Source organism: Cedecea neteri, from assembly GCF_000758325.1.
GTDB lineage: Bacteria > Pseudomonadota > Gammaproteobacteria > Enterobacterales > Enterobacteriaceae > Cedecea > Cedecea neteri_B.
On the sequence record NZ_CP009459.1, the window covers coordinates 2,077,186 to 2,098,013 of the forward strand.

The 20,828-nt window shown below is 59.6% G+C and carries 17 protein-coding genes; 8 read left to right on the forward strand and 9 right to left on the reverse strand.

Annotated elements, in window-relative coordinates:
- The first annotated feature begins 19 nt into the window (after positions 1–19).
- The gene (locus LH86_RS09800; RefSeq protein ID WP_039300740.1) at positions 20–988 is read left to right on the forward strand and encodes an FAD:protein FMN transferase; all 969 of its coding nucleotides are present in this window, start codon (positions 20–22) and stop codon (positions 986–988) included.
- On the opposite strand, the gene dcuR is transcribed toward LH86_RS09800, so the two are convergent.
- The 3 genes from dcuR to LH86_RS09815 all read right to left on the reverse strand — a co-directional run bounded on the left by dcuR (position 969) and on the right by LH86_RS09815 (position 4,136).
- On the reverse strand, positions 969–1,688 hold the full coding sequence (dcuR, locus tag LH86_RS09805) for a two-component system response regulator DcuR (RefSeq protein WP_008454417.1): 720 nt from the start codon (positions 1,686–1,688) through the stop codon (positions 969–971). The two genes, LH86_RS09800 and dcuR, sit on opposite strands and share 20 nt — an antisense overlap.
- Positions 1,685–3,307 carry a sensor histidine kinase gene (locus tag LH86_RS09810; protein WP_039300742.1) on the reverse strand — a complete coding sequence of 541 codons (1,623 nt, stop codon included), beginning with the start codon at positions 3,305–3,307 and terminating at the stop codon, positions 1,685–1,687. Before LH86_RS09810 ends, dcuR begins: the two co-directional genes overlap by 4 nt.
- A gap of 64 nt (positions 3,308–3,371) precedes the next feature.
- Entirely contained in the window at positions 3,372–4,136 is a 765-nt protein-coding gene (locus LH86_RS09815; protein ID WP_039300745.1) for an AraC family transcriptional regulator, read from the reverse strand.
- A 180-nt stretch (positions 4,137–4,316) separates the two neighbouring features.
- On the opposite strand from LH86_RS09815, the gene LH86_RS09820 reads away from it, so the two are divergent.
- The 4 genes from LH86_RS09820 to LH86_RS09835 are packed head-to-tail and all read left to right on the forward strand — an operon-like array spanning position 4,317 to position 10,957.
- Positions 4,317–6,449, forward strand: a complete 2,133-nt coding sequence (locus LH86_RS09820) for a TonB-dependent siderophore receptor (protein WP_039300748.1) — start codon at positions 4,317–4,319, stop codon at positions 6,447–6,449.
- 4 nt (positions 6,450–6,453) lie between these two features.
- Positions 6,454–7,314 (forward strand): iron-siderophore ABC transporter substrate-binding protein, encoded by an 861-nt coding sequence (locus LH86_RS09825; protein WP_039300751.1) that lies wholly within the window; start codon positions 6,454–6,456, stop codon positions 7,312–7,314.
- Positions 7,307–9,304: a Fe(3+)-hydroxamate ABC transporter permease FhuB gene (gene fhuB / locus LH86_RS09830; protein WP_039300753.1), complete on the forward strand. Its 1,998-nt coding sequence runs from the start codon at positions 7,307–7,309 to the stop codon at positions 9,302–9,304. Before LH86_RS09825 ends, fhuB begins: the two co-directional genes overlap by 8 nt.
- A 33-nt stretch (positions 9,305–9,337) precedes the next feature.
- Positions 9,338–10,957, forward strand: a complete 1,620-nt coding sequence (locus LH86_RS09835) for a cyclic peptide export ABC transporter (RefSeq protein ID WP_039300756.1) — start codon at positions 9,338–9,340, stop codon at positions 10,955–10,957.
- Positions 10,958–10,966: 9 nt separating this feature from the next.
- On the opposite strand, the gene LH86_RS09840 is transcribed toward LH86_RS09835, so the two are convergent.
- From LH86_RS09840 to LH86_RS09865, 6 genes are all read right to left on the reverse strand, one after another.
- Positions 10,967–11,932, reverse strand: coding sequence for an ABC transporter ATP-binding protein (locus LH86_RS09840; RefSeq protein ID WP_039300759.1), 966 nt, complete (start codon positions 11,930–11,932; stop codon positions 10,967–10,969).
- Complete coding sequence (locus LH86_RS09845) at positions 11,929–12,909, reverse strand: ABC transporter ATP-binding protein (RefSeq protein ID WP_039300761.1); 981 nt, start codon at positions 12,907–12,909, stop codon at positions 11,929–11,931. The genes LH86_RS09840 and LH86_RS09845 overlap by 4 nt, the downstream gene beginning before the upstream one ends.
- On the reverse strand, positions 12,906–13,853 hold the full coding sequence (opp4C, locus tag LH86_RS09850) for an oligopeptide ABC transporter permease (RefSeq protein ID WP_039300764.1): 948 nt from the start codon (positions 13,851–13,853) through the stop codon (positions 12,906–12,908). Before opp4C ends, LH86_RS09845 begins: the two co-directional genes overlap by 4 nt.
- Positions 13,853–14,812 carry an ABC transporter permease gene (locus tag LH86_RS09855; RefSeq protein WP_039290647.1) on the reverse strand — a complete coding sequence of 320 codons (960 nt, stop codon included), beginning with the start codon at positions 14,810–14,812 and terminating at the stop codon, positions 13,853–13,855. The genes opp4C and LH86_RS09855 overlap by 1 nt, the downstream gene beginning before the upstream one ends.
- A 53-nt stretch (positions 14,813–14,865) precedes the next feature.
- Entirely contained in the window at positions 14,866–16,575 is a 1,710-nt protein-coding gene (locus tag LH86_RS09860) for an ABC transporter substrate-binding protein (RefSeq protein ID WP_419657063.1), read from the reverse strand.
- Between the two features lie 125 nt (positions 16,576–16,700).
- Entirely contained in the window at positions 16,701–17,096 is a 396-nt protein-coding gene (locus tag LH86_RS09865; RefSeq protein ID WP_039300769.1) for a VOC family protein, read from the reverse strand.
- Positions 17,097–17,237: 141 nt separating this feature from the next.
- On the opposite strand from LH86_RS09865, the gene pheP reads away from it, so the two are divergent.
- The 3 genes from pheP (at position 17,238) to LH86_RS09880 (ending at position 20,823) form a co-directional block, all read left to right on the forward strand.
- The gene (pheP, locus tag LH86_RS09870; protein WP_039300771.1) at positions 17,238–18,629 is read left to right on the forward strand and encodes a phenylalanine transporter; all 1,392 of its coding nucleotides are present in this window, start codon (positions 17,238–17,240) and stop codon (positions 18,627–18,629) included.
- Between the two features lie 134 nt (positions 18,630–18,763).
- Positions 18,764–19,666 (forward strand): EamA family transporter, encoded by a 903-nt coding sequence (locus tag LH86_RS09875; protein ID WP_039300773.1) that lies wholly within the window; start codon positions 18,764–18,766, stop codon positions 19,664–19,666.
- Positions 19,667–19,800: 134 nt separating this feature from the next.
- Positions 19,801–20,823, forward strand: a complete 1,023-nt coding sequence (locus LH86_RS09880) for a sensor domain-containing diguanylate cyclase (RefSeq protein WP_039300776.1) — start codon at positions 19,801–19,803, stop codon at positions 20,821–20,823.
- Positions 20,824–20,828: the final 5 nt, after the last annotated feature.

Sequence of the window (20,828 nt, forward strand, 5' to 3'; positions counted from 1 at the left end):
TCAGCAAAAGGAGCCCGCTATGTCACAACCCGAAGGTGTTTATGGCTACTCCGCCGTTTTAATGGGCTCGCCCATTCTCCTCAAGCTGTTCGAACCCAACGAAACCCTCGCCTCTCAGGTATTCCGCCTGATCAAACAATACGAAGATCTGCTCACCGTGAACCGGGCTGAATCCCAGGTGATGAGCATTAATCACGCCGCGGGCAAGCATCCGGTTACCGTCAGCCGCCCGGTGTTTGAGCTGATCAAATGCGCCAAAGCCGCCAGCCAGTTTCCCGACAGTATTTTTAATCTCGCCATTGGCCCGCTGGTGAAGCGCTGGAAGATTGGTTTCAAGGGCGACAGCGTCCCCCCGGCAGAAGACATTGCCGCGCTGCTGCCGCGTACGCAGACGCATCAGGTAGTTCTGGACGAAGCCGAAGGCAGCGTTTATCTGGCACATAGCGGGATGGAGATCGACCTGGGCGCGATAGCCAAGGGCTATATTGCCGACCGGGTACGCGACTTCCTGCAGCGGCAGGGGGTGAAACAGGGGTTGATTAACCTCGGCGGCAACGTGCAGACGCTGGGCTCGCCGGAAGGCGGCTGGTCCATCGGGCTGAAAAAGCCGTTCAGCGGCCCGGAAGAGATGCTGGGCGTGATCGAGGTGGCGAACAAATCGGTGGTGACGTCCGGCGTTTACGAGCGCTATTTCGAGCTGGACGGCAAACGTTATCACCATATTCTCGACCCGCGTACGGGCTACCCGCTGGATAACGAGCTGGATAGCGTGACGATCGTCTCGACTGATTCGCTGGACGGGGACATCTGGACGACGTTGATTTACGGGATGGGCATAGAAAAGGGCTGTGCCGTGCTGGCGAATCGCCCCGATATCGAGGCGATTTTTGTCACCAAACAGCGAGAGATAATCCTCTCTTCTGCCAGCCAGTTTCGCTTTACGTTACTGGATGACAGCTACCAATTGATTACTGGCAGTACTGCTTGAGCAGGCCAAGCTGTTCGGCCTGCAGGCGATAGCGGTACACCGGGCGGCCGGTCATGCCGTAATGAATGCTGGTAAACAGAATATTAATCTGCGCCAGCCAGATCAGATACTTACGGCAAGACACGCGAGAGATATTCACCGCCGCCGCCAGTTCGTCGGTGGAGAACTCCTCCGTCGGGTGAGTGTCGATCCACTGGCAAATGGTGCGCAGCGTTTGCGGCGTCAGCCCCTTCGGCAGGCGCTTGGCGTCCGCTACCACCGGCGAGCCACCGTGCAGCAGTCGGTCAACGTCCGCCTGCTCGTAATATTTGTGGGTGCCCATCAGGTTTTTCTTTTCGCGCCAGTTGGTTAACGCTTCTTCAAAGCGCGGGAACTGGAACGGTTTGATCAGGTAATCCACCACGCCGTAGTGCATCGACTTCTGGATAGTCGCCGCGTCCGCCGCCGAGGAGATAACGATCACATCGATGGTTTTTCCCGCTTCACGCAGCGTCGGCAGCAGATCCAGGCCGTTGTCCTGCTGCATATACACATCCAGCAGGATCAGATCTATTTTTAACTCCGGGTTGCTGACCATCTCCCGCGCCTGTTTCAGCGTGGAGGCAGAACCGCAGCAGCTAAAGCCCGGGATTTGGCTGACGTAGGCGCGGTTAAGCTCCGCGACCATCGCATCATCATCAACAATTAAGACATTAATCACGCATTGTTCCTTTCACTATCCCAGGGTAACTGCACAAAGAATTGGGTGAAGACGCCGGGTTCTGACTCCACCTGAATACTGCCGCCAAGGCGCTCAAGCTGCTGCCTGGCAAGGAACAGCCCCACGCCACGCTGCTCGCCTTTGGTGGAGTAGCCTTTGTCAAAAATAGACTGAATGTGGTCCGAGTCGATACCCGGCCCGTCGTCGCTGACTTCAACGCTTAACACGCCGTTCTGGTAGTGGAGCAACACGCCCACTTCCCCATCAGGCTGGTCGCCCATCGCGTCCAGCGCGTTTTCTATCAGGTTGCCCAGCGCGGTAATCAGCGCCATCACCTGAAGCTCGTTCGGGTTGTCCGGCAGTTGGCATTCATCGGCAAGCGCCAGATGATGGCCCGCTTCCCGCGCGCGGTTAATCTTGCCAATCAGGAACCCGGCAATCACCGGCGACTTAATTTTGCTCTGCAGCGTGCCAATTTCCGTCTGGTAATTGCTGGCGGTTTGCAGAATGTACTCTTCAAGCTTGTCGTAGTGTTTAAGCTGCAGCAGGCCAAGAATGACGTGCAGCTTATTCATAAATTCGTGCGAGCGCTCGCGCAGCGCGTCGACATAATTCACCATGCCGTCTACACGCTGGGTCAACAAATTGATTTCAGTCTTGTCGCGGAAGGTACTGATGGCGCCGATCACCTGATTATTTATACGAATTGGCACCGCATTACACAAGACCAGGCGGCCATAGCTGATGATTTGCCTGTCCTGAATCGGCGTGCCGGTGTGCAGCACTTCGCACAGCGTGGCCACCAGTGGCCCCGGCGGCACGGTTTTGCCGAGGCGGAAATCGTCCGGGGAGAGCAGCATTTTGCGCGCCGCGTGGTTGATGAGCGTTACCCGGCCTTCGCGGTCAACGGCGATAATGCCCTCTTTAACGGACTGCAGCATCGCCTGGCGCTGCTCGAACAGCGCGGAGATTTCATACGGCTCGAAGCCGAACAGAATGCGTTTCAGCACCCGCACCAGCACCCAGGTGCCGAGCGAGCCGAACAGGGCGCTGAACAACACCGTCCAGAGCACGCTCCAGCGGCTCTTGCTGATCTGCTCGTCTACCTTGCTCAGTGAAATGCCGATGGCGACCACGCCTATCTGCTTATGCTGCTCGTTATAGACCGGCGTAAAAACGCGCAGGGCTTCCGCCAGCACGCCGTGGTTGATCGACACATTCTCTTTGCCTTCCAGCGCCGGGAAAATGTCGTCGCCAATAAAATGCGAGCCAATATTGCCGGGTTTGGGGTGCGAGTAGCGAATGCCGTTCATGTCGGTAACTACCACGAACAGCAGGTCGTTACGCTCCTGCACGCGGGAAGCCACGGGCGGAATAATGTCTTTGCTGTGGGGCTGCGTCAGGCCGTATTTGATCGTCGGATCGTCGGCCAGGGTTCTCGCCACCGCCAGCGCGGTGTCTTTCAGGCCGCTGCGGGTGGCGTTGCTGATCTGGATAAAGTACAGCGCGTAAACCACAAGCAGCACCGAGCCGATAACGGCGCACAGCATCAGCGTCACCGAGGTGCTGAGTTTCATCGGGCGCTTGGCCGTCGTTTGCGGGGGCTTCGTGTCGCTCATGGTTGTTCCGGTCCGGGGCGCAAACGCTGATTATCGCCGATGGAACCGGATTGTAAAAGCCGTGTCAGAGATAGCGGCCAATATACCTCTGCGGGGAAACGCCCAGCTTTTTCCTGAACATAGCGATAAACGCGCTGCTGCTGGCGTAGCCGAGCGTGCTGGACAGATTGCTAATGGTGGTGCCGCGCGCGAGGTGGCAGACCGCTTCCACCAGGTGCATTTGCTGCCGCCATTCGGTAAAGCTGAGCTGCGTCTCTTCCCGGAACAGCCTCGCCAGGGTTCTTTCGCTCGCGCCCACCCGTTTGCCCCACCAGGCCAGGGTTTCCCGCTGGGAAAGATCGCTGCACAGCGCATCGCAAAGCTGGCGAATACGCCTGTCGTGGGGGAGGGTGATATGGCACAGGGCAATTTCCTGCAGGCGCAGCAGCTCATTGTGCAACAAGTCGTGCAATAGCTGGCTACGCTGAGTATCGGCGGGTTTTTCCAGGCCCGCGACGGTCAGGGACTGAAACAGTGGCGTGACGGCCAGGCTGCGGCTGTGGCGGCTGAACGCTGCAGAAGCCGCAGGCGTCATGTAGAGATTGTGGGTGACAACATTGCCGATGGCTTCCAGCCCGTGAGGCAGGCGTCCCGGCAGCCAAAGCGCGTGGCCGGGGGCAACCACCCAGACGTTTTGCTCGCTGCGGATCTTCGCCACGCCGCTGATCGGGTAAATCAGCTGGCCCTGTTCGTGGGCGTGAAACGGTTCCTGGCTTCCTGCGCTATAATGGAGTTCTCGTACTTCCAGAAACGCTTCCTGCGGACTCTGCTGTGTGAATTGCTTTATCATTTGTTGCCTGCCGTTCGTCCGATTCTCGCCATTTCATGATGCAGTAGCGCGTTAAGACAATCTCTGTCCGCTTTGCGATATCCCGTCAACCGATCGCGCTATTCTGCCACGGGTGCTCTTCTCTTTTAAAGGTGAATAATTATCATTTCGATCCTCTTCTTATAACATGATACGGTCGATATGAAACAGGGCGGATGGGTAAACGGGAACATGCCTTTAAAGGCGTTAAGTTGTGCGGTCTTTGCGGCGTGCGCGGGCTTTGCCCATGCAGCGGACAAACCGGCGGCACAGGACAGCACGATGGTTGTTACGGCCATGGCACCTTCTTCTTCCGGGCAGGAAGATGAAACCAATGTGGTGGCACATGAGGCGGTGGCTGGCACTAAATCCAGCTCGCTGATTAGCCGCACACCGCAGAGTATTTCGGTGGTAACCCAGGCTCAAATCGCGGCCATGGCGGCAAAAAATATTCCCCAGACGCTGCGCTACGTCGCAGGCGTCTCCTCGGAAGATGCCGGCCCGGATACCCGCTTTGACACCATCATGGTGCGCGGCTTTGAAGCCGACGAATATCTGGACGGCCTGCGCCTGCCGCGCGAAGCCTGGTGGAGCCGCCCGGCGTGGGACCCGTTCCTGCTCTCCCGTATTGAAGTGGTCAAAGGCCCGGCTTCGGTGCTCTACGGCCAGGCGAATCCCGGCGGCGTGGTGAACCTTGTCAGCAAAACGCCGCAGGCCCAGCCGGGCGGCCAGGTTTATGTCAGCGCCGGAAATAACAGCCAGTTTGGCACCGGCTTTGACGTCACCGGCCCGCTGACCGACAGCAAAGAGTGGCTCGGCCGCGTGGCGGGCACTTTCTTCGACACCAAAACTCAGGTCGATCACACCCGCTACCAGCACTACGACATTGCTCCGTCCGTGACCTGGCAGCCAAACGATCGCACCAGCCTGACGCTGCTGGCCCAGCTGCGCCAGGATCCGGACACTGGTTTCTACAACATGCTGCCGGTCAAAGGCACGCTGGTGAACAACCCGAACGGTAACATTGGCACCCATTTCTACGGCGGCCAGCCGGGCTTTGATACCTACACCCGCAGGCAGGGCAGCATCGGCTATCAGTTCCGTACCGAATTGAACGATAACATTACGCTGCGTCAGAACGTGCGCTACATCAGCAGCAGCGCCGATTACCGCATGGTGTACCCGTTCGGGACGTACCCAACCCAGCCGCTGGTTGACCGCTACTCCATGAACCTCACCGAAACGATGAGCAACTTTGCGGCGGATAACCAGGGCGAGTTCCGCTTTGATACCGGCCCGGTGTCGCACACCGCGCTGCTCGGCGTTGACGTGATGCACTCCTCGGTGCGCAGCCAGGCGGGCTACGGCGACGCCTCGCCGCTGAATTACCTCAACCCGGACTACAGCACCCCGGTGGAGATCCCGGCGTTTACCAGCAACAGCCATTCGACGATGGATCAAACTGGGCTGTACCTGCAGGATCAGCTGGCGCTGGACAACTGGGTGATGAGCCTGGCCGGGCGGTATGACAGCGCGCAGACCAAAGCCACCAACCTGCTGGACGGTACTCACCAGACGCGCAACGACTACGCCACCACCGGCCGCGCGGGGCTGCTGTACCACTTTGATAACGGCATTGCGCCGTACATCAGTTACTCGACCTCGTTTGTGCCGAGCGCCGGCACCGACTTTAACGGCAATGCGTTTAAGCCAACCAAAGGCAAGCAGACCGAAGTCGGGCTGAAGTACGATCCGGTCGGAATGGACGCGCTGTTTACCCTGGCGCTGTTCGATCTGCGTCAGACCAACGTCGCCACGCCGGATCCCGATCACGTGAACTACAGCGTGCAGACCGGGGAGATCCGCTCCCGTGGGATCGAGCTGGAAGGAAAAGTGAACGTCACCCCAGCCTGGCAGATCCTCGCGTCTTACTCGCTGACCGACCCGGAAGTGCTGAAGGCGAACGACGGCAGCGAAGGCAAACACCCGATGGGGATTTCCCGCAATCTGGCTAAGCTCTGGAGCCAGTACGCGTTCAGCGGCCCGCTGGATGGTTTCTCGCTCGGCGGCGGCGTGCGCTATGTCGGCCCAAGCTATGCGACAACCGACAACTCGCTGCAGGTGCCGGGTGCCACGGTGTATGACGCTCGTATTGGCTGGCAGTATCGCCAGTGGCAGGTCGCCCTTAACGCCGCCAACCTGACGAACAAAACCTACCTCGCTGCCTGTCAGAACAACGGCTGTGAGTACGCGGTTAAGCGTCAGTACGTGGCAACGTTAAGTTACCAGTGGTAAGCGAATGCTTTCTCGCAGACGTTTACTGACCTTTGCGCTGGCCGCCCCGTTTATCGGGGCGGCTGGTGCCGTTTCCGGGCCTCCACAGCGTCTGGCGGTGCTGGACTGGGGGCTGACCGAGCTAATTCTGGCGCTCGGCGTGACGCCGCAGTCTGTATCGGCACCTGACTGGTACCGCAAGCTGATAGGCACACCGGAGTTGCCTGCCAGCGTGGTGGATATTGGCCTGCTATTTCAGCCAAACCTCGAAACCCTGTATGCGCTGAAGCCCGATCTGATCGTTATCACGCCGGGCCATACGCTGCTTAAGCCGCAGCTGGAGCGCATTACGCCCACGCTGACTCTGCCAACCGGCAGCCTCGCCGAATGGCAAATTTCCCTCGATAAGCTGGCTGTTGTACTCCAGCGCCAGGCCCAGGCTCGTGCCGTCACTGCGGCCTTTGAACAGGCTGCGCTTCGCGCCAGAGAATCCGCCTCGGCTTATCAACGCCCGCTGTTTATCGCCACGCCGGTAGACGCGCTGCATATGCGGCTTTACGGCGCGGGCAGCCTCGCCGGAGATGTGCTGTCGCGCTGTGGTTTCAGCAACGCCTGGCACGGCGGCGTTAACGCGCAGGGCGAGGCGATGGTCGAGCTGACGCGCATTGGCGCAGACAATGCCGGGCTGATTCTTTTGCCGGAGGACGGGCAATGGCCGCAGATCCAACGCTGGCAGAGTTCACTGCTTTGGCAGCGCCTGCCGCTCACCTCTCAGACTCAGCTGGCTTTCCCGGCGCAAAAATTCAATTCCGGCGGTGCGCTGGTGACGGCCACGCGCATTGCCGACGCATTGGGGCAAATCGTAGCGGGGTGGCAGCATGGCTGAGACGGGAAAAACAACGGCTTCCTGGCTGCTGATCGCCGGGCTTTGGCTGGCGAGCATCGTCATGGCGCTGCAAAACGTCGCGCAGTACGGCGGGCTTCTGCACGGCCTGAACGTGCTGTTTAGCTCGCAAATGCCTGACGCGCAGGCGGTGATCCTGCACGCCATGTGGTTCCCGCGTCAGGTGATGGCCTTGCTCGGCGGCGCTGTACTGGCCCTTTGCGGCTGGCTGATGCAGCGGGCGCTGCGCAACCCGCTGGCGGAGCCGATTACCCTCGGCATGACCTCTGGCGCGACGCTGGCTTTGGGCGTGGCGTCGATGTGGTTCCCGGCCACGCTGCTGTCGGCGCGAACTGGGGTAGTGATTGCCGGGGAAGTTGCCGCTTTGCTGCTGGTGTTGCTGCTTTCATGGCGGCAGCGCCTGTCGCCGTTAGTGATGATTCAGGCGGGAATGCTGGTCAACCTGTGGTGCGGCTCGCTGACCATGATCATGGCGGTGATCAACGACCGTTTTCTGCTGTCGGTGCTGATGTGGGGCGGCGGCTCGCTGGCACAGCAGGACTGGGGTGGCGTGACGGCGATTCTGCCCTGGCTCGGGCTGTGCGGCCTGGCGTTATTGCTGTTGCTGCGCCCGCTGGCGCTGCTCAGGCTGCCGGAGGCGATGGTGAGTAGCTTAGGCGCATCCCCGCTGCTGATCCGTTCGGCGGCGATGGCGTTGGCTTTGGTGATGAGTGCCTTAATCATTAATAGCGTCGGGGTGATTGGCTTTATCGGCCTGGCCGCCCCGCACCTGGCGCGCTTAGGCGGGGCACGTACCACCCGGCAAATGCTCAGCCACTCGCTGCTTATCGGGGCAGGTTTGCTGTGGTTCACCGATCTGTGCGTCAGCCGTGTCACGCTGCTGGACGGGCAGCTGCTGCCGGTGGGGATGTTAACTGCCCTGACCGGCGGGCCGCTGCTGATCCTGCTGGCGGGCAAGGCCCGGCATCAGGTGCTGGACACCACACCTTCGGCTTACGAAGGCGAAGCGGGCGGCGTGCGGTTTCCGGCGGGCATGGCTTTTGCGCTGCTGCTGGTGGCTGTTGTGCTGTCGCTGTTTGTCGGGCAGGGGCTGCACGGCTGGCACTGGACGACGCTCGCGGAACAACCTGCTTTGCTGCCGATGCGCCTGCCGCGCCTGCTGGCGGCATTGAGTGCCGGGGCTTTGCTGGCGGCGGCGGGCGTGTTGATGCAGCGCGTCAGCGGCAACCCGTTGGCAAGCCCGGAGATCCTCGGCATCGGCGGCGGGGCGGCGATGGGCGTGACGGCATTTCTGCTGCTGTTCCCGGCGGGTGGAACGGGGCTGATGATCCTCAGCAGCGCCGCCGGGGCGCTGATCAGCCTGCTGGTGACGCTGTGGAGCAGCCGCCAGAGCGCCTTTAACCCGCAGCGGGTGCTGCTCAACGGCCTGGCGCTGAACGCCCTGTTTCAGGCCATCGCCAGCATTGTGATGCTGAATAACCGCCAGGCCAGTTCGATGCTGCTGCAGCTGATGACCGGCAGCACCTACTACGTCAATAACGGCATCGCCATCGGCGTGTTCTTCGCCATGTTGCTGCTGCTGGCGGTTTCTCCCCTGTGCAAACGCTGGCTGCTGCTGCTGCCGCTCGGGCAGGTGAGCGGCTCGCTGGGCGTGAATGTCGCCAGGGCGAGGATTAGCGTACTGGCGCTGGCTGCACTGATGACCGGACTGGCCACGCTGATCGTCGGGCCGGTGTCGTTTGTCGGGCTGCTGGGGCCGCATCTGGCGCGTAAAGCTGGCGCGAAACGCCCGATGGCGCAGTTGTTCACCGCCGCGCTGTTGTCCGCGCTGATTATGGTGCTGGCGGACTGGATGGGCCGCAATTTTCTTTATCCGCGTCAGCTGCCTGTAGGGCTGGTGGCGTCGCTGGTCGGCGTACCGCTGCTGGTATGGCCGCTGATCCGTAGCCGGGCGCATACACATCAACAATAGCGCCGGAAGAGTAATGTCGAAAAGGAAGTAACAATGTCTCTGTTAATGATGCTGTTCCGCCTGGTGGGCGGCTGGCTGGTGCTGGCGGCGTTTGCCAGCGTGGTCAGCGGGCTAAGCAACGCCTCGCTGCTGGCGGTGATCAACCATAGCCTGACGCTGCCGCCCGGCGGGCTGGCCGACGTGGCGCTGAAGTTTGTGCTGCTGGCCGCGTTAATGTTGGGCACCCGCGTGCTCGCCGAAACGCTGTTTATGTGGCTCGGGCAAAAAGTGAAGGCCACTTTGCGCAAAGACGTGGTTGATCACGTTAGCGAAACCGCGTGGGCGCAGCTGGAGAAAACCGGCATGGCGAAAGCGGTGTCCATTCTGACCCAGGATCTCGACACGCTGGTGGTCTTTTTCGTCAGCCTGCCGGGGCTGCTTATCTACGGGGCGGCGATTGTCGGCTGCCTGATTTACCTCGGCACGCTGTCGTGGCAGGTCCTGCTGCTGGCGCTGTTGGTGCTTGGCCTGGGGGCGATGGGCTACCGCGCCGCCCACGGCAAAGCGCTGGGGCTGCTGCGCAGTTCGCGGCAGCGGGAAGATACGCTGATCGCCCAGTGTAAAAAACTGTTCGATGGCGGGCGCGAGTTTCGCCTGAATCCGCCGCGCAGACGACATTTTGTCGACGGGCCGCTGAGCGAGAACATTGAGGCGGTTCGCATCGAACGCACTCGCGGGTATGTGTTTTACGGCCTGGCGAAGAGCTGGGGCAGCGTGCTGTTCTTCGCGTTTATCGGCGTGGTGCTCTACTGGCTGCGGGAGTCGCTGGCGCTTAGCTCGGCGGTAATGACCGGCTACACGATGATTTTTCTGTACATGATTGTTCCGGTGGAAGGCGTTTTGTCGGCGCTGCCGACGGTGACCAGCGCCCGCATCGCGCTCCAGCGAATCGCCCAGCTTAAAACCGATCTGCCACAGGAAAAGCTGCTGCCGCTGAAAAGCCTGCCGCGTTTTGACAGCCTTGAGCTGGCCGATATTCGCTACGAGTATCAGGGCGAAGAGGGGGAACGTTTTACCCTCGGGCCGCTTAATCTTCGTTTCGCCCAGGGCGAGCTTGTCTTTCTGGTGGGCGGCAACGGCAGCGGGAAAACCACGCTGGCTAATCTGCTGGTCGGCCTTTACCCGCCGGACAGCGGCGAACTTCGGCTTAACGGCAGGCTGATAACGCCCGAGCAGCGTGAGATCTACCGCCAGCACTTCGCCGTGGTGTTCAATGATTTCTTCCTGTTTGATGACGTGGATAACGTCCACGAGCGCACCGCGGATCAGGTGAACAAGCTGCTGCATCTGCTGAAGCTCGACCACAAAGTGGCCTTCCGGGAGGGGCGCTTCTCAACCACCGCGCTTTCTCAGGGGCAGCGTAAACGCCTCGCGCTGCTGCAGGCGTGGCTGGAGAACCGGCCTTTTTATCTGTTTGATGAGTGGGCGGCGGATCAGGATCCCGGCTTTAAAGAGGTGTTCTACAAAGTGCTGCTGCCGTTGCTGAAAGCGGAGGGCAAAACGGTGCTCGCCATTACCCACGATGACCGCTATTTCCCGCTGGCGGACAGGCTGATCAAGCTGGAGTCCGGGCAAGTGGTGGCAGACAGCGTACTCAGGCCGCTGTCTGCCTGAATCGCAGAGCTACACCAAATGACACGCGACGCGGTGGGCGTCGCCCACTTCCCGCAGCGCCGGGACTTCCTGGCGGCAGCGGTCGGTGACTAGCGGGCAGCGCGAAGAGAAACGGCAGCCGGAAGGAGGGCGAGAAGGATCGGGGATTTCGCCCTGAATGGCGGCTACCGGCTCGCTGTCCGGGTCCAGCGTCGGGACGGCTGCTAACAGCGCCTGCGTATAGGGGTGCAGCGGTCGGCTGAACAGCACGTCGCGGCTGGCGGTTTCCACCAGTTGGCCGAGATACATCACCGCGACGTCGTCGCAGAGGTGTTCCACCACGCCGAGATCGTGCGAAATAAACAGAAACGTCACGCCGCGTTCGTCGCGCAGATCGGAAAACAGGTTGATGATTTGCGCCTGAATGGAGACGTCGAGCGCCGAGATCGGTTCGTCCGCAATAATAAAATCTGGGTTAAGGATCAGCGCGCGGGCGATGCCAATGCGCTGGCGCTGGCCGCCAGAAAACTCATGCGGGAAACGGTTGTAATGCTGAGGCGCCAGGCCACAAATTTTCATCACTTCCAGCACCTTGTCCCGCAGTTCGGCGCGGGTACACAGCTTGTGCTCCAGCATCGCTTCGCCGATGGCATCGCCCACGCGGATGCGCGGGTTTAGCGAGCTGTAAGGATCCTGGAAAACGAGCTGGATTTTGGGGCGCAATGCCCGCGACTCCTTGGCGCTCAGTTCACTCAGTTCTTTGCCGCGATACTTCACGCTACCGGCGGTTTTGTCATACAGGCCGAGCAGGGTGCGGCCGACGGTGGTTTTCCCGCTGCCGGACTCGCCCACGAGGCCGAAAATGGTGCCCTGGCGAATGTTAAAGCTGACGCCGTCCACCGCGCGCAGCTCGCCGGTTTGCTGGCCGAACAGCCCGTCGCGCAGCGGGAAGTGTTTTTTGAGCCCTTCGACTTCAATAACGTACTGAGTGTTCACGATGCGGACTCCGCTAACTCACTGTAAAAACAGGCGGCCTGTCGCTGCTGCCCGAGTAGCGCCGGAATGCCCTGGCGGCAGCGCTCGGTGGCGCGTTCGCAGCGATCGGTGAAGGCGCAGTAAGGCGGCAGGGCGGCTAAATCGGGCACCTGGCCGGGAATCGAATAGAGCCTGCGGCGGCGTTCGCCGGGAACAGGCCGGGAAGCAATCAGCCCTTTGGTATATGGATGCAGCGGATGGCGGAGCACCTCCGCCGTTGGCCCCTGCTCGACGATGCGCCCGGCATACATCACCACGACGTGTTCCGCCATTTGGGCTATAACGCCGAGATCGTGGGTGATCAGCATCAGCGCCATATGGTGCTGGCGCGCCTGATCCCGCAATAGACGCAGGATCTGCGCCTGAACGGTGACGTCCAGCGCCGTGGTCGGCTCATCGGCGATCAGCAGCTTTGGCCGGCAGCTCAGCGCCATGGCGATCATCACGCGCTGCAGCATCCCGCCGGAAAGCTGGTGTGGGTAGCTGGCCATCAGGCTTTCCGCTCGCGCCAGCCCGACGTCGGTCAGCATTTGTGTCGCCAGCTGCCAGGCGGCTTTGGGTGTTTCGCCCCAGTGGCGGAGCAGCGGCTCGCAAAGCTGGTCGCCGATAGTCAGCACCGGGTTCAGGGCGGTCATCGGCTCCTGGAAAATCATCGCCAGTTCGTTGCCGCGCAAATCTGCCATCTGCGCAGGTTTCAGGCCCAGCAGGTTTTTTCCCTGAAACAGGATTTCGCCGCCGTCGATACGAGCCGCCTGTGGAGGGAGTAAGCCCATCAGCGACATGGCGGTCACGCTTTTACCGCAGCCTGACTCGCCGACGACGCCAACGGTTTGCCCGGCATGAACGGTAAACGACACGTCCTGCACGGCGCGCACGCGGCCCTGTTCTCCGGCGAAGGAGAGAGAAAGGTTATTAAACTCAATCAGCGCTTCGTTCATTTCGCGCCTCGCTTCATTTTCGGATCCAGCGCATCGCGCAGGCCGTCGCCCAGCACGTTAATGGCGATCACGGTGATAAAAATGGCGATGCCCGGCGGCATCCACAGCCACGGGCGGCGCTGGAAGTCGATCAGGCTGTTGGCGCTGTCCATCATGTTGCCCCACGAAGGCGTGGGCGGCACGACGCCGAGGCCGAGGTAGCTCAGCGCTGACTCCATCAGAATAGCGTTGGCTACCGCCATCGTCGCCATCACTACCAGAATCGGAATGGTATTCGGCAGCAGGTGCCCGAACAGGCGGCGACGGGCGGAAAGGCCTAATACGCGGGTCGCCAGCATAAAGTCGCGCTCGCGCAGGGAGAGGATTTGCCCGCGCACCAGGCGCGCCAGCTTCGGCCACTCCAGCAGGCTCAGCATGATAACCACCATGTAAATGCGCGAGTCCGGCGAGAAGTCGAGCTCCGACAGCATCGCACCCGCGACAATCAGCAGCGGCAGGCTGGGAATGGTCATCACCAGGTCTGCCAGGCGCATAATCAGTTTGTCGGTCCAGCCGCCGAGATAGCCGGAAACCGCGCCGAGCAGGTAGCCGAGGGTGACCGAGAGCAGCATGGTCAGCAGGCCGATAATTAATGAGATGCGCCCGGCCAGCAACAGGCGGGTGTAAACATCGCGCCCGAGGAAGTCGGTGCCCAGCCAGTGGATTTCGCCCGGCGGCTTGTTGATCATCAGGGCGTCGGTGGCGTCGTCCTTCCACGGCGACCAGAGCGGCCCCAGGGCGCACCAGATTGCCATCACTATCAGCAGAATCAGGCAGAACATCGCCAGGCGGTTGCGCCTCAGCGCCTGCCAGGCCTGGCGCCACGGGGAAGGTGTCACCTGTGCCAGCGCCGGAATTTCGGCCTTGCGCAGACGGCGGTTAGTAGAAAACAGAGAGCTGAGCATCACGACCTCACCCGAATGCGCGGGTCTGCCCACGCGTAAAGCACATCGGCAATCAGGTTGCCGAGGATTGTCAGTACCGCCAGAAACAGCGTGAAACCCATCAGCACCGGGTAATCACGGGCGGCGAGGGAATCAATATGAATGTGGCCGGCGCCTGGCCAGTTAAAGACTTTTTCGGTAATGATTGCCCCGGAGAACAGCCCCGGCAGCTCAAAGCCCAGCAGGGTGATGATCGGCAGCAGCGCATTGCGCAGGGCGTGTTTAAGAATTACGGTGCGTTCGCGCAGCCCTTTGGCGCGGGCGGTGCGGATAAAGTCCATCTTCACTACGTCCAGCATGCTGGCGCGGAAGTAGCGCGTCAGGCTGCCCGCCTGCAGCATCACCAGTGCGAGCACGGGCAGCACAAGGTGGGCGGCAACCTGCACGACGTAGGCCCAGCCGGTGGCGTCGCTGCCGGTGTTGGTCATGCCGCCGACCGGCAGCCAGTGCAGATCCACCGCGAACCATTTGATCAGCAGCAGGCAGAGGAAAAAGGTCGGGAAAGACATGGCGGCGAACACCAGCACGCTCACCAGATGGTCAAACAGCGAATTGGGCCTCATGGCCGAAACAATCCCTACCGCCAGACCAATCCCCCAGTAAAACACCAGCGCGATGGAGGCCAGCAGGAAAGAGTTCCAGATGTACTGGTTCAGCAATTGGCTAACGGGGATTTGATATTGCAGAGAGAAACCCAGGTCTCCCGTCAGCAGTTGTCCTAGCCAGTGGAGATAGCGGGTGAACAGCGGCTGGTCGAGGCCATAAATCGCTTTTAGCTCGGCAGCACGGGCGGCGGTAAGCGTAATATTACCGTCGATAAAATCGCCGGGCGTTTTCGCGAACAGCATGAAGATGATAAACGAGGCGAGCAGCAGCATCGGCAGGGTTTGCAGCAGGCGGCGCAGAATAAAATTTTTCATCACTTTCTCACTGCCGCCGCCCCGGTGAAAGGGCGGCGGCAAGGGTTACTGCGTTACTTAACGATTTTCACATCCGGCAGGCTGCCGGTCAGGCCGTTGTAGATGTCTGGCTTAAAGCCGGTGACGCGGGCGCTGCTGGCGGACAGGATTTTGCGGTTGCCGAGCAGAATCGCTGGGGGATCTGCCGCCAGCACCTTGTACAGCTCGTGGTAGATAGCTTTACGCTTCTCTTCGTCGAGGGTGGCGTTGCCTTCGTTAATCAGCTTGTCCACCTGCGGATTGTTATAGCCGGATTCTTTGGCTTCGGTGCTGTAGTAATCCCACACGCCGTCGTGCGGATCGTTCAGCGTGCTGGTGCTGAAGGAGGCCAGATCGTAGTTGCCCGCTTTGCGCTGCGCCATCAGGGCATTGAAGTCGACAACCTGCGGCTTCAGCAGCACGCCGATCTGCTGCCAGTTTTCTTTCGCGATAGGGATCAGCGCGTCGTTCAGCACTTTTTTGCTGACCAGCAGCGTCAGCTCCAGACGCTTGCCGTCCTTCACGCGGATGCCGTCCGGGCCAGGCTTCCAGCCCGCTTCATCCAGCAGTTTTTTCGCCTGCGCCTGATCGAATTTGTACGGGTTCACGCCTTCCGGGTTATAGGCCCAGGAGATCGGCGAGATCGGCTCGTTGGCAACCGTGCCATAACCCTGGTACACCACATCGATCAGTTTCTGGCGATCCAGGCCGTAGATCAGCGCCTGGCGAACTTTAACGTCCTGAAGCGCCGGGCGGCGAACGTTGAATTCAACTTTGCTGTAGTCGCTGGAGCCGTAAAGGTTGATATTGGCGAAGCCCAGCAGTTTTAGCTGTTCGATATCGTCCGGACGGGAAGTAAAGGCGTCGTAATCCGTCTCGCCGGTCTGGAACAGCTGGAAATTGGTGGACGGGTTAGTCACGCGGTAAATAAAGCGTGGCGTTGGCGGCGTACCGCGATAGAAATGGGTGTTGGCATGGAAGCGGATTTCCTGCCCAGGGATATATTTCTCATACACATACGGGCCGTTGCCCAGCGGTTTGCCGTGCAGGGTACGCAGATAATCGAGGTTGCCGCGCTGGTAGCCTTTGCCGTAGTAAGCCTTCGACAGCACCGGGCCGCCAATCTTGCCCAGCGTGGTCGCACCCGGCTGGGTAGTGGTGACCTGCAGCGTGAGTGGGTCAATCACCTTCAGACCGCTGACGCTATCGGCTTTCCCGGCTTTGTATTCGGCACCGCCCGCGATGTTGGCAAGCGTGATGTCGGTATCGCCGTCATATTTCGGGTCATACAGCACGGTGAGCGTGAACGCGACGTCTTCGGCGGTGAGCGGGGAGCCGTCGCTAAAGGTCAGGCCAGGGCGCAGTTTGATAGTATAGACTTTGCCATCCGGGCTGACCGTCCAGCTTTCGGCAAGTCCAGGGACCAGATTGCCGTGGCTGTCCCAGTCAATCAGGCGTGAGAAAATGACGTTGGTGACGTTTTCATCCCAGCCGTTAACGAAGAAGTAAGGGTTGAAGATCCCCTGAGGTTCGGAAATCCCGGCGACCACGGTGTCTTTGCGCAGCTTGGCCGTGGCCGGGATTTGGCTGGCGTCGGTGGCGGGCGTGATGCCCTCTTTTAAGATGTCATCGGCCGCCGCCGCGCCGGAGAAAACCACCACGCTGCTAATCAGGGCTGCCTGTAAGGCCAGGCGAAAGCGCGTGGGTTTTGTTTGTAATGCGTCAAGTAACCTGGCCAATAGCATTCCCTCAAGATTTTTTGCTGTAAAATTTACAAATCATGACGAAAGATAAAAGCCGGAATTGTCAGTGTCTAACAACGAAACGCTATGCCTTATAGCGATTTGTTCCTTTGCCCGTACAAAGCGTATTAGTTGTGCTGGAGCAGATCCCAGCGGTTGCCGTAGAGATCCTCGAAGACCGCAACCGTGCCGTACTCTTCCTCTCGTGGAACTTCGCAGAAATGCACGCCGTTGGCCGTCATCATGGCGTGATCGCGCCAAAAATCATCGGTATGAAGGAAAAGGAAAACCCTGCCGCCGCACTGATCGCCAATAGCGGCCTGCTGGCGTTCGTTGGTGGCTTTGGCCAACAGCAGGTGGCAGTCACTTTCCGGGTTTGGCGTGACGACTACCCAGCGTTTTCCCTCTTGAGGCGTGTCCTCCACAAGCGTGAAGCCCAGTTTTTGGGTGTAGTATTCAATCGCTTTGTCGTAATCATCCACGACGATAGCCACGCAGCCCAGCGCCCGTTTTTGCGTTTTCAATGCCTGCTCCTTTCCTCTGGTGATAAACGGGTGCGAGCATAACATTCACCAGGGATTATTTCCGAAGTGTAACCATTCCTTGCCACTATTAGCTTCAGGTGTTAAAAGGTGCCCCTTTGACAAATCACAAAGGAGCAGGGCGTGAAAAACACGTCAGTCGCCTCTGAGCCACAGGGCAAGAGTGCGGGGCCGGAGGATGGCCATCAATTACAGCGCGGCTTGCAGAATCGCCACATTCAGCTGATTGCGCTGGGCGGCGCGATCGGTACCGGACTCTTTCTCGGCATTGGCCCGGCTATCCAAATGGCGGGGCCTGCCGTCCTGCTGGGCTACGGCGTGGCGGGGATCATTGCATTTCTGATCATGCGTCAGCTCGGTGAGATGGTGGTTGAAGAGCCGGTTTCCGGTTCGTTTTCCCATTTTGCCTATAAATATTGGGGGCCGTTTGCTGGCTTCCTGTCCGGCTGGAACTACTGGGTGATGTTCGTGCTGGTCGGCATGGCGGAGCTGACCGCCGGCGGCATTTATATGCAGTACTGGTTCCCCGAGGTGCCGACCTGGACCTGGGTGGCGCTGTTCTTCGTGGTGATTAACGCCGCGAACCTCGTGAACGTGCGCCTCTACGGCGAAATGGAGTTCTGGTTTGCGCTGATCAAGGTGCTGGCAATTGTCGGCATGATTGGCTTCGGCATCTGGCTGCTGGCTTCCGGCCACGGCGGCGAGCGCGCGGGTGTCAGCAACCTCTGGCAGCACGGCGGCTTCCTCGCCACGGGCTGGCACGGGCTGATTTTGTCCCTCGCGGTGATCATGTTCTCGTTCGGCGGGCTGGAGCTTATCGGCATTACGGCTGCCGAGGCGCGTTCTCCGCACACCACCATTCCTAAGGCGGTAAACCAGGTGGTGTATCGCATTCTGCTGTTTTATATCGGCTCGCTGGTGGTGCTGCTTTCGCTCTACCCGTGGCTGGAGATCAAGTCCAACAGCAGCCCGTTTGTGATGATTTTCCACGATCTGAACAGCAATGTGGTCGCCTCGGCGCTTAACTTCGTGATTCTGGTGGCTTCGCTGTCGGTTTATAACAGCGGCGTGTATTCCAATAGCCGCATGCTGTTCGGCCTCTCCGTGCAGCGCAATGCGCCAAAATTCCTGGCGAAGGTCAGCCGTGGCGGCGTGCCGATCAATTCACTGCTGCTGTCTGGCGCGATCACTTCCCTGGTGGTCGTTTTAAACTACGTGCTGCCGCATGACGCCTTTGGCCTGCTGATGGCGCTGGTGGTGGCGACGCTGCTGCTGAACTGGATCATGATCTCGCTGGCGCACATCAAGTTCCGCCGCGCGATGCGCCGTCAGGGGCATGAAACCCGCTTTAAGGCGCTGCTTTACCCGTTCGGCAACTACCTGTGCATCGCCTTTATGATGATGGTGTTGGGGCTGATGTGCACCATCGACGGGATGCGCGTGTCTGCCATGCTGTTGCCGGCCTGGATATTGTGCCTCTTTATTGCCTTTAAGCTGCTGCGTCGTAAAGCATAAGTCGTCATGCGGCGCTCTAAAGTCAGTTAATTTTACTCCGCCGGACGTTGTCAGCAGCACTGTCCGGCACCTTATCCTCCCGGATTTACGCTATCATGCTGTCCTAAAGAAACAGGCGTTAAAAGGGCAGGGGAATGAGCATTAGTCGGAAAGGGATGCTGTATGTGTTGTTTGCGGCGGTGCTGTGGGGAAGCTCCGGGGTTTGTGCACAGTACATTATGGAGCAGAGCCATATTTCCTCTGCGTCGCTGACTATGCTGCGGCTGCTGTTCTCCGGCCTGATTCTGCTGATGCTGTCGTTTATGCACGGAGACAAAATCTTCGCCGTGTTTAAACAGCGTGACGACCTGATTTCCCTGCTGATTTTTACCCTCTGCGGCGCGTTGACGGTGCAGCTAACCTTCCTGCTGACCATCGAACAGTCCAACGCCGCGACAGCGACGGTGCTGCAATTCCTTTCGCCGACCATTATCGTGGCCTGGTTTGCCTTTGTGCGGAAAAAGCGTTCCGGCAAACTGGTCTATGCCGCGATTGGCACCTCGTTAATCGGGACGTTTGTGCTGGTGACCCACGGCAACCCGGCATCGATTACGATTTCCGGCAGCGCGTTGTTCTGGGGGATCGCTTCCGCGTTTGCCGCTGCGTTCTACACGACTTATCCCTCGAAGCTGATTGCGCGCTACGGCACGTTGCCCGTTGTGGGGTGGAGTATGCTGCTGGGCGGCGCGGCGCTGCTGCCGTTTTACGCCAGCCAAATCGGCAGTTTCACCGCCACCGGCGGCACCCTGCTGGCCTTCTTCTACCTGGTGATAGTCGGCACGGCGATCACTTTCAGTCTCTACCTGACCGGGGCGCAAATGATTGGCGGGCCAAAGGCCAGCATTCTGAGTTGCGCGGAGCCTTTAAGCAGCGCATTGCTGTCGGTGCTGCTGCTGGGCATTAGCTTTACACTGCCGGACTGGCTGGGGTCGCTGTTGATTATCTCTTCGGTGGTACTTATCTCTCTGGATTCCCGGGGCAAGCTGCATTCACACTAAGGCGCTACATTTTGCAAGGTTTAATTACCGGCAGAAATATCATATTTTGAGGGGTAGAAGTTGCCGTTGTGATACGGTAAAAAGTGCGCTTCCCGGCGCTAAGTCTGCACCTCCGATAAAGGTATTTCAGTGTGATGATTGATAATCTAATTGAGCGTATATCTTCCGCCTTAGACGCCGAATACACTCTGGAAGGTTTGGTCAGACAGCTGCTGGAAATGCTGGAGCTGGTGACCAATATGGAATCCACCTACCTGACCCGCATCGACGCGGAGGGCAGCCAGCAGCATATTGTGTTCTCCCGCAATACCAGGGCGATGAATATCCCGGAAGGGCTCTCCGTCCCCTGGGAAGATACGCTGTGCAAACGTGCTTTAGACGAAGGCCGCCGCTATACCTGCGATGTCGCAAGCGTATGGGGTGACTCTGAAGCGGCAAAGGCGCTGGGGATTGTGACCTATGTGAGCACGCCGGTCACCCTTGCCGATGGTTCGCTCTATGGCACGCTCTGCGCGGCCAGCTCCGAGCAGCGCGTGCTGACCGATCATAGCGAACAGGTCTTACAGCTGTTTTCTCAGCTCATTGCCCAGCAGATCCAAAATGAGCAACTGATGAAGAAGCTGCAGCAGGCCAACGTGGCGCTGACAACCGCCAGCTATACCGATGAATTAACCGGGTTGCCTAACCGCCGCGCGGTTTTCGATCAGCTGCCTCGTCTGTTCTCCCGCGCCAAAGATGACGCCCGCTACGTGCTGGTGGCCTTTGCCGATTTGGACGGTTTTAAGCAAATAAACGACATGCACGGTCATGAAACCGGAGATGATTTCCTTTGCGCCATCGGCCAGCGGCTGAAAGAGGGCGTGAGAGGCGATGAAGTGTTAGGGCGACTGGGCGGCGATGAGTTTATCGTTGCCGGGGCGGGGCCAACGGAATACAGCGAAGCCCTGCGAGCGACCGGTGCTTTTCGCGCCAGGCTGTCAGAGCTGCTGAGCGGAGAGTATCAGCTTAAGTCCTGCGTGATTGACTATGCGGGGCCGAGCATCGGAGCTATCGCCGTTAACCCCGCGACGACCACGCCGGACGACGCGCTGCGTGAGGCGGACACCCTTATGTATGTGGATAAGAAGCGCCGTAAAAATGGCGCGGCGGTCAGCTAAACGCC

Excerpts from the sequence above, each read along its gene's own strand:
- LH86_RS09800 (WP_039300740.1), top strand. The coding sequence starts at position 20 with ATGTCACAACCCGAAGGTGTTTATGGCTACTCCGCCGTTTTAATGGGC.
- LH86_RS09810 (WP_039300742.1), bottom strand. The coding sequence starts at position 3,307 with ATGAGCGACACGAAGCCCCCGCAAACGACGGCCAAGCGCCCGATGAAA.
- LH86_RS09815 (WP_039300745.1), bottom strand. The coding sequence starts at position 4,136 with ATGATAAAGCAATTCACACAGCAGAGTCCGCAGGAAGCGTTTCTGGAA.
- LH86_RS09820 (WP_039300748.1), top strand. The coding sequence starts at position 4,317 with ATGAAACAGGGCGGATGGGTAAACGGGAACATGCCTTTAAAGGCGTTA.
- LH86_RS09825 (WP_039300751.1), top strand. The coding sequence starts at position 6,454 with ATGCTTTCTCGCAGACGTTTACTGACCTTTGCGCTGGCCGCCCCGTTT.
- fhuB (WP_039300753.1), top strand. The coding sequence starts at position 7,307 with ATGGCTGAGACGGGAAAAACAACGGCTTCCTGGCTGCTGATCGCCGGG.
- LH86_RS09835 (WP_039300756.1), top strand. The coding sequence starts at position 9,338 with ATGTCTCTGTTAATGATGCTGTTCCGCCTGGTGGGCGGCTGGCTGGTG.
- LH86_RS09845 (WP_039300761.1), bottom strand. The coding sequence starts at position 12,909 with ATGAACGAAGCGCTGATTGAGTTTAATAACCTTTCTCTCTCCTTCGCC.
- opp4C (WP_039300764.1), bottom strand. The coding sequence starts at position 13,853 with ATGCTCAGCTCTCTGTTTTCTACTAACCGCCGTCTGCGCAAGGCCGAA.
- LH86_RS09855 (WP_039290647.1), bottom strand. The coding sequence starts at position 14,812 with ATGAAAAATTTTATTCTGCGCCGCCTGCTGCAAACCCTGCCGATGCTG.
- LH86_RS09860 (WP_419657063.1), bottom strand. The coding sequence starts at position 16,575 with ATGCTATTGGCCAGGTTACTTGACGCATTACAAACAAAACCCACGCGC.
- LH86_RS09875 (WP_039300773.1), top strand. The coding sequence starts at position 18,764 with ATGAGCATTAGTCGGAAAGGGATGCTGTATGTGTTGTTTGCGGCGGTG.
- LH86_RS09880 (WP_039300776.1), top strand. The coding sequence starts at position 19,801 with ATGATTGATAATCTAATTGAGCGTATATCTTCCGCCTTAGACGCCGAA.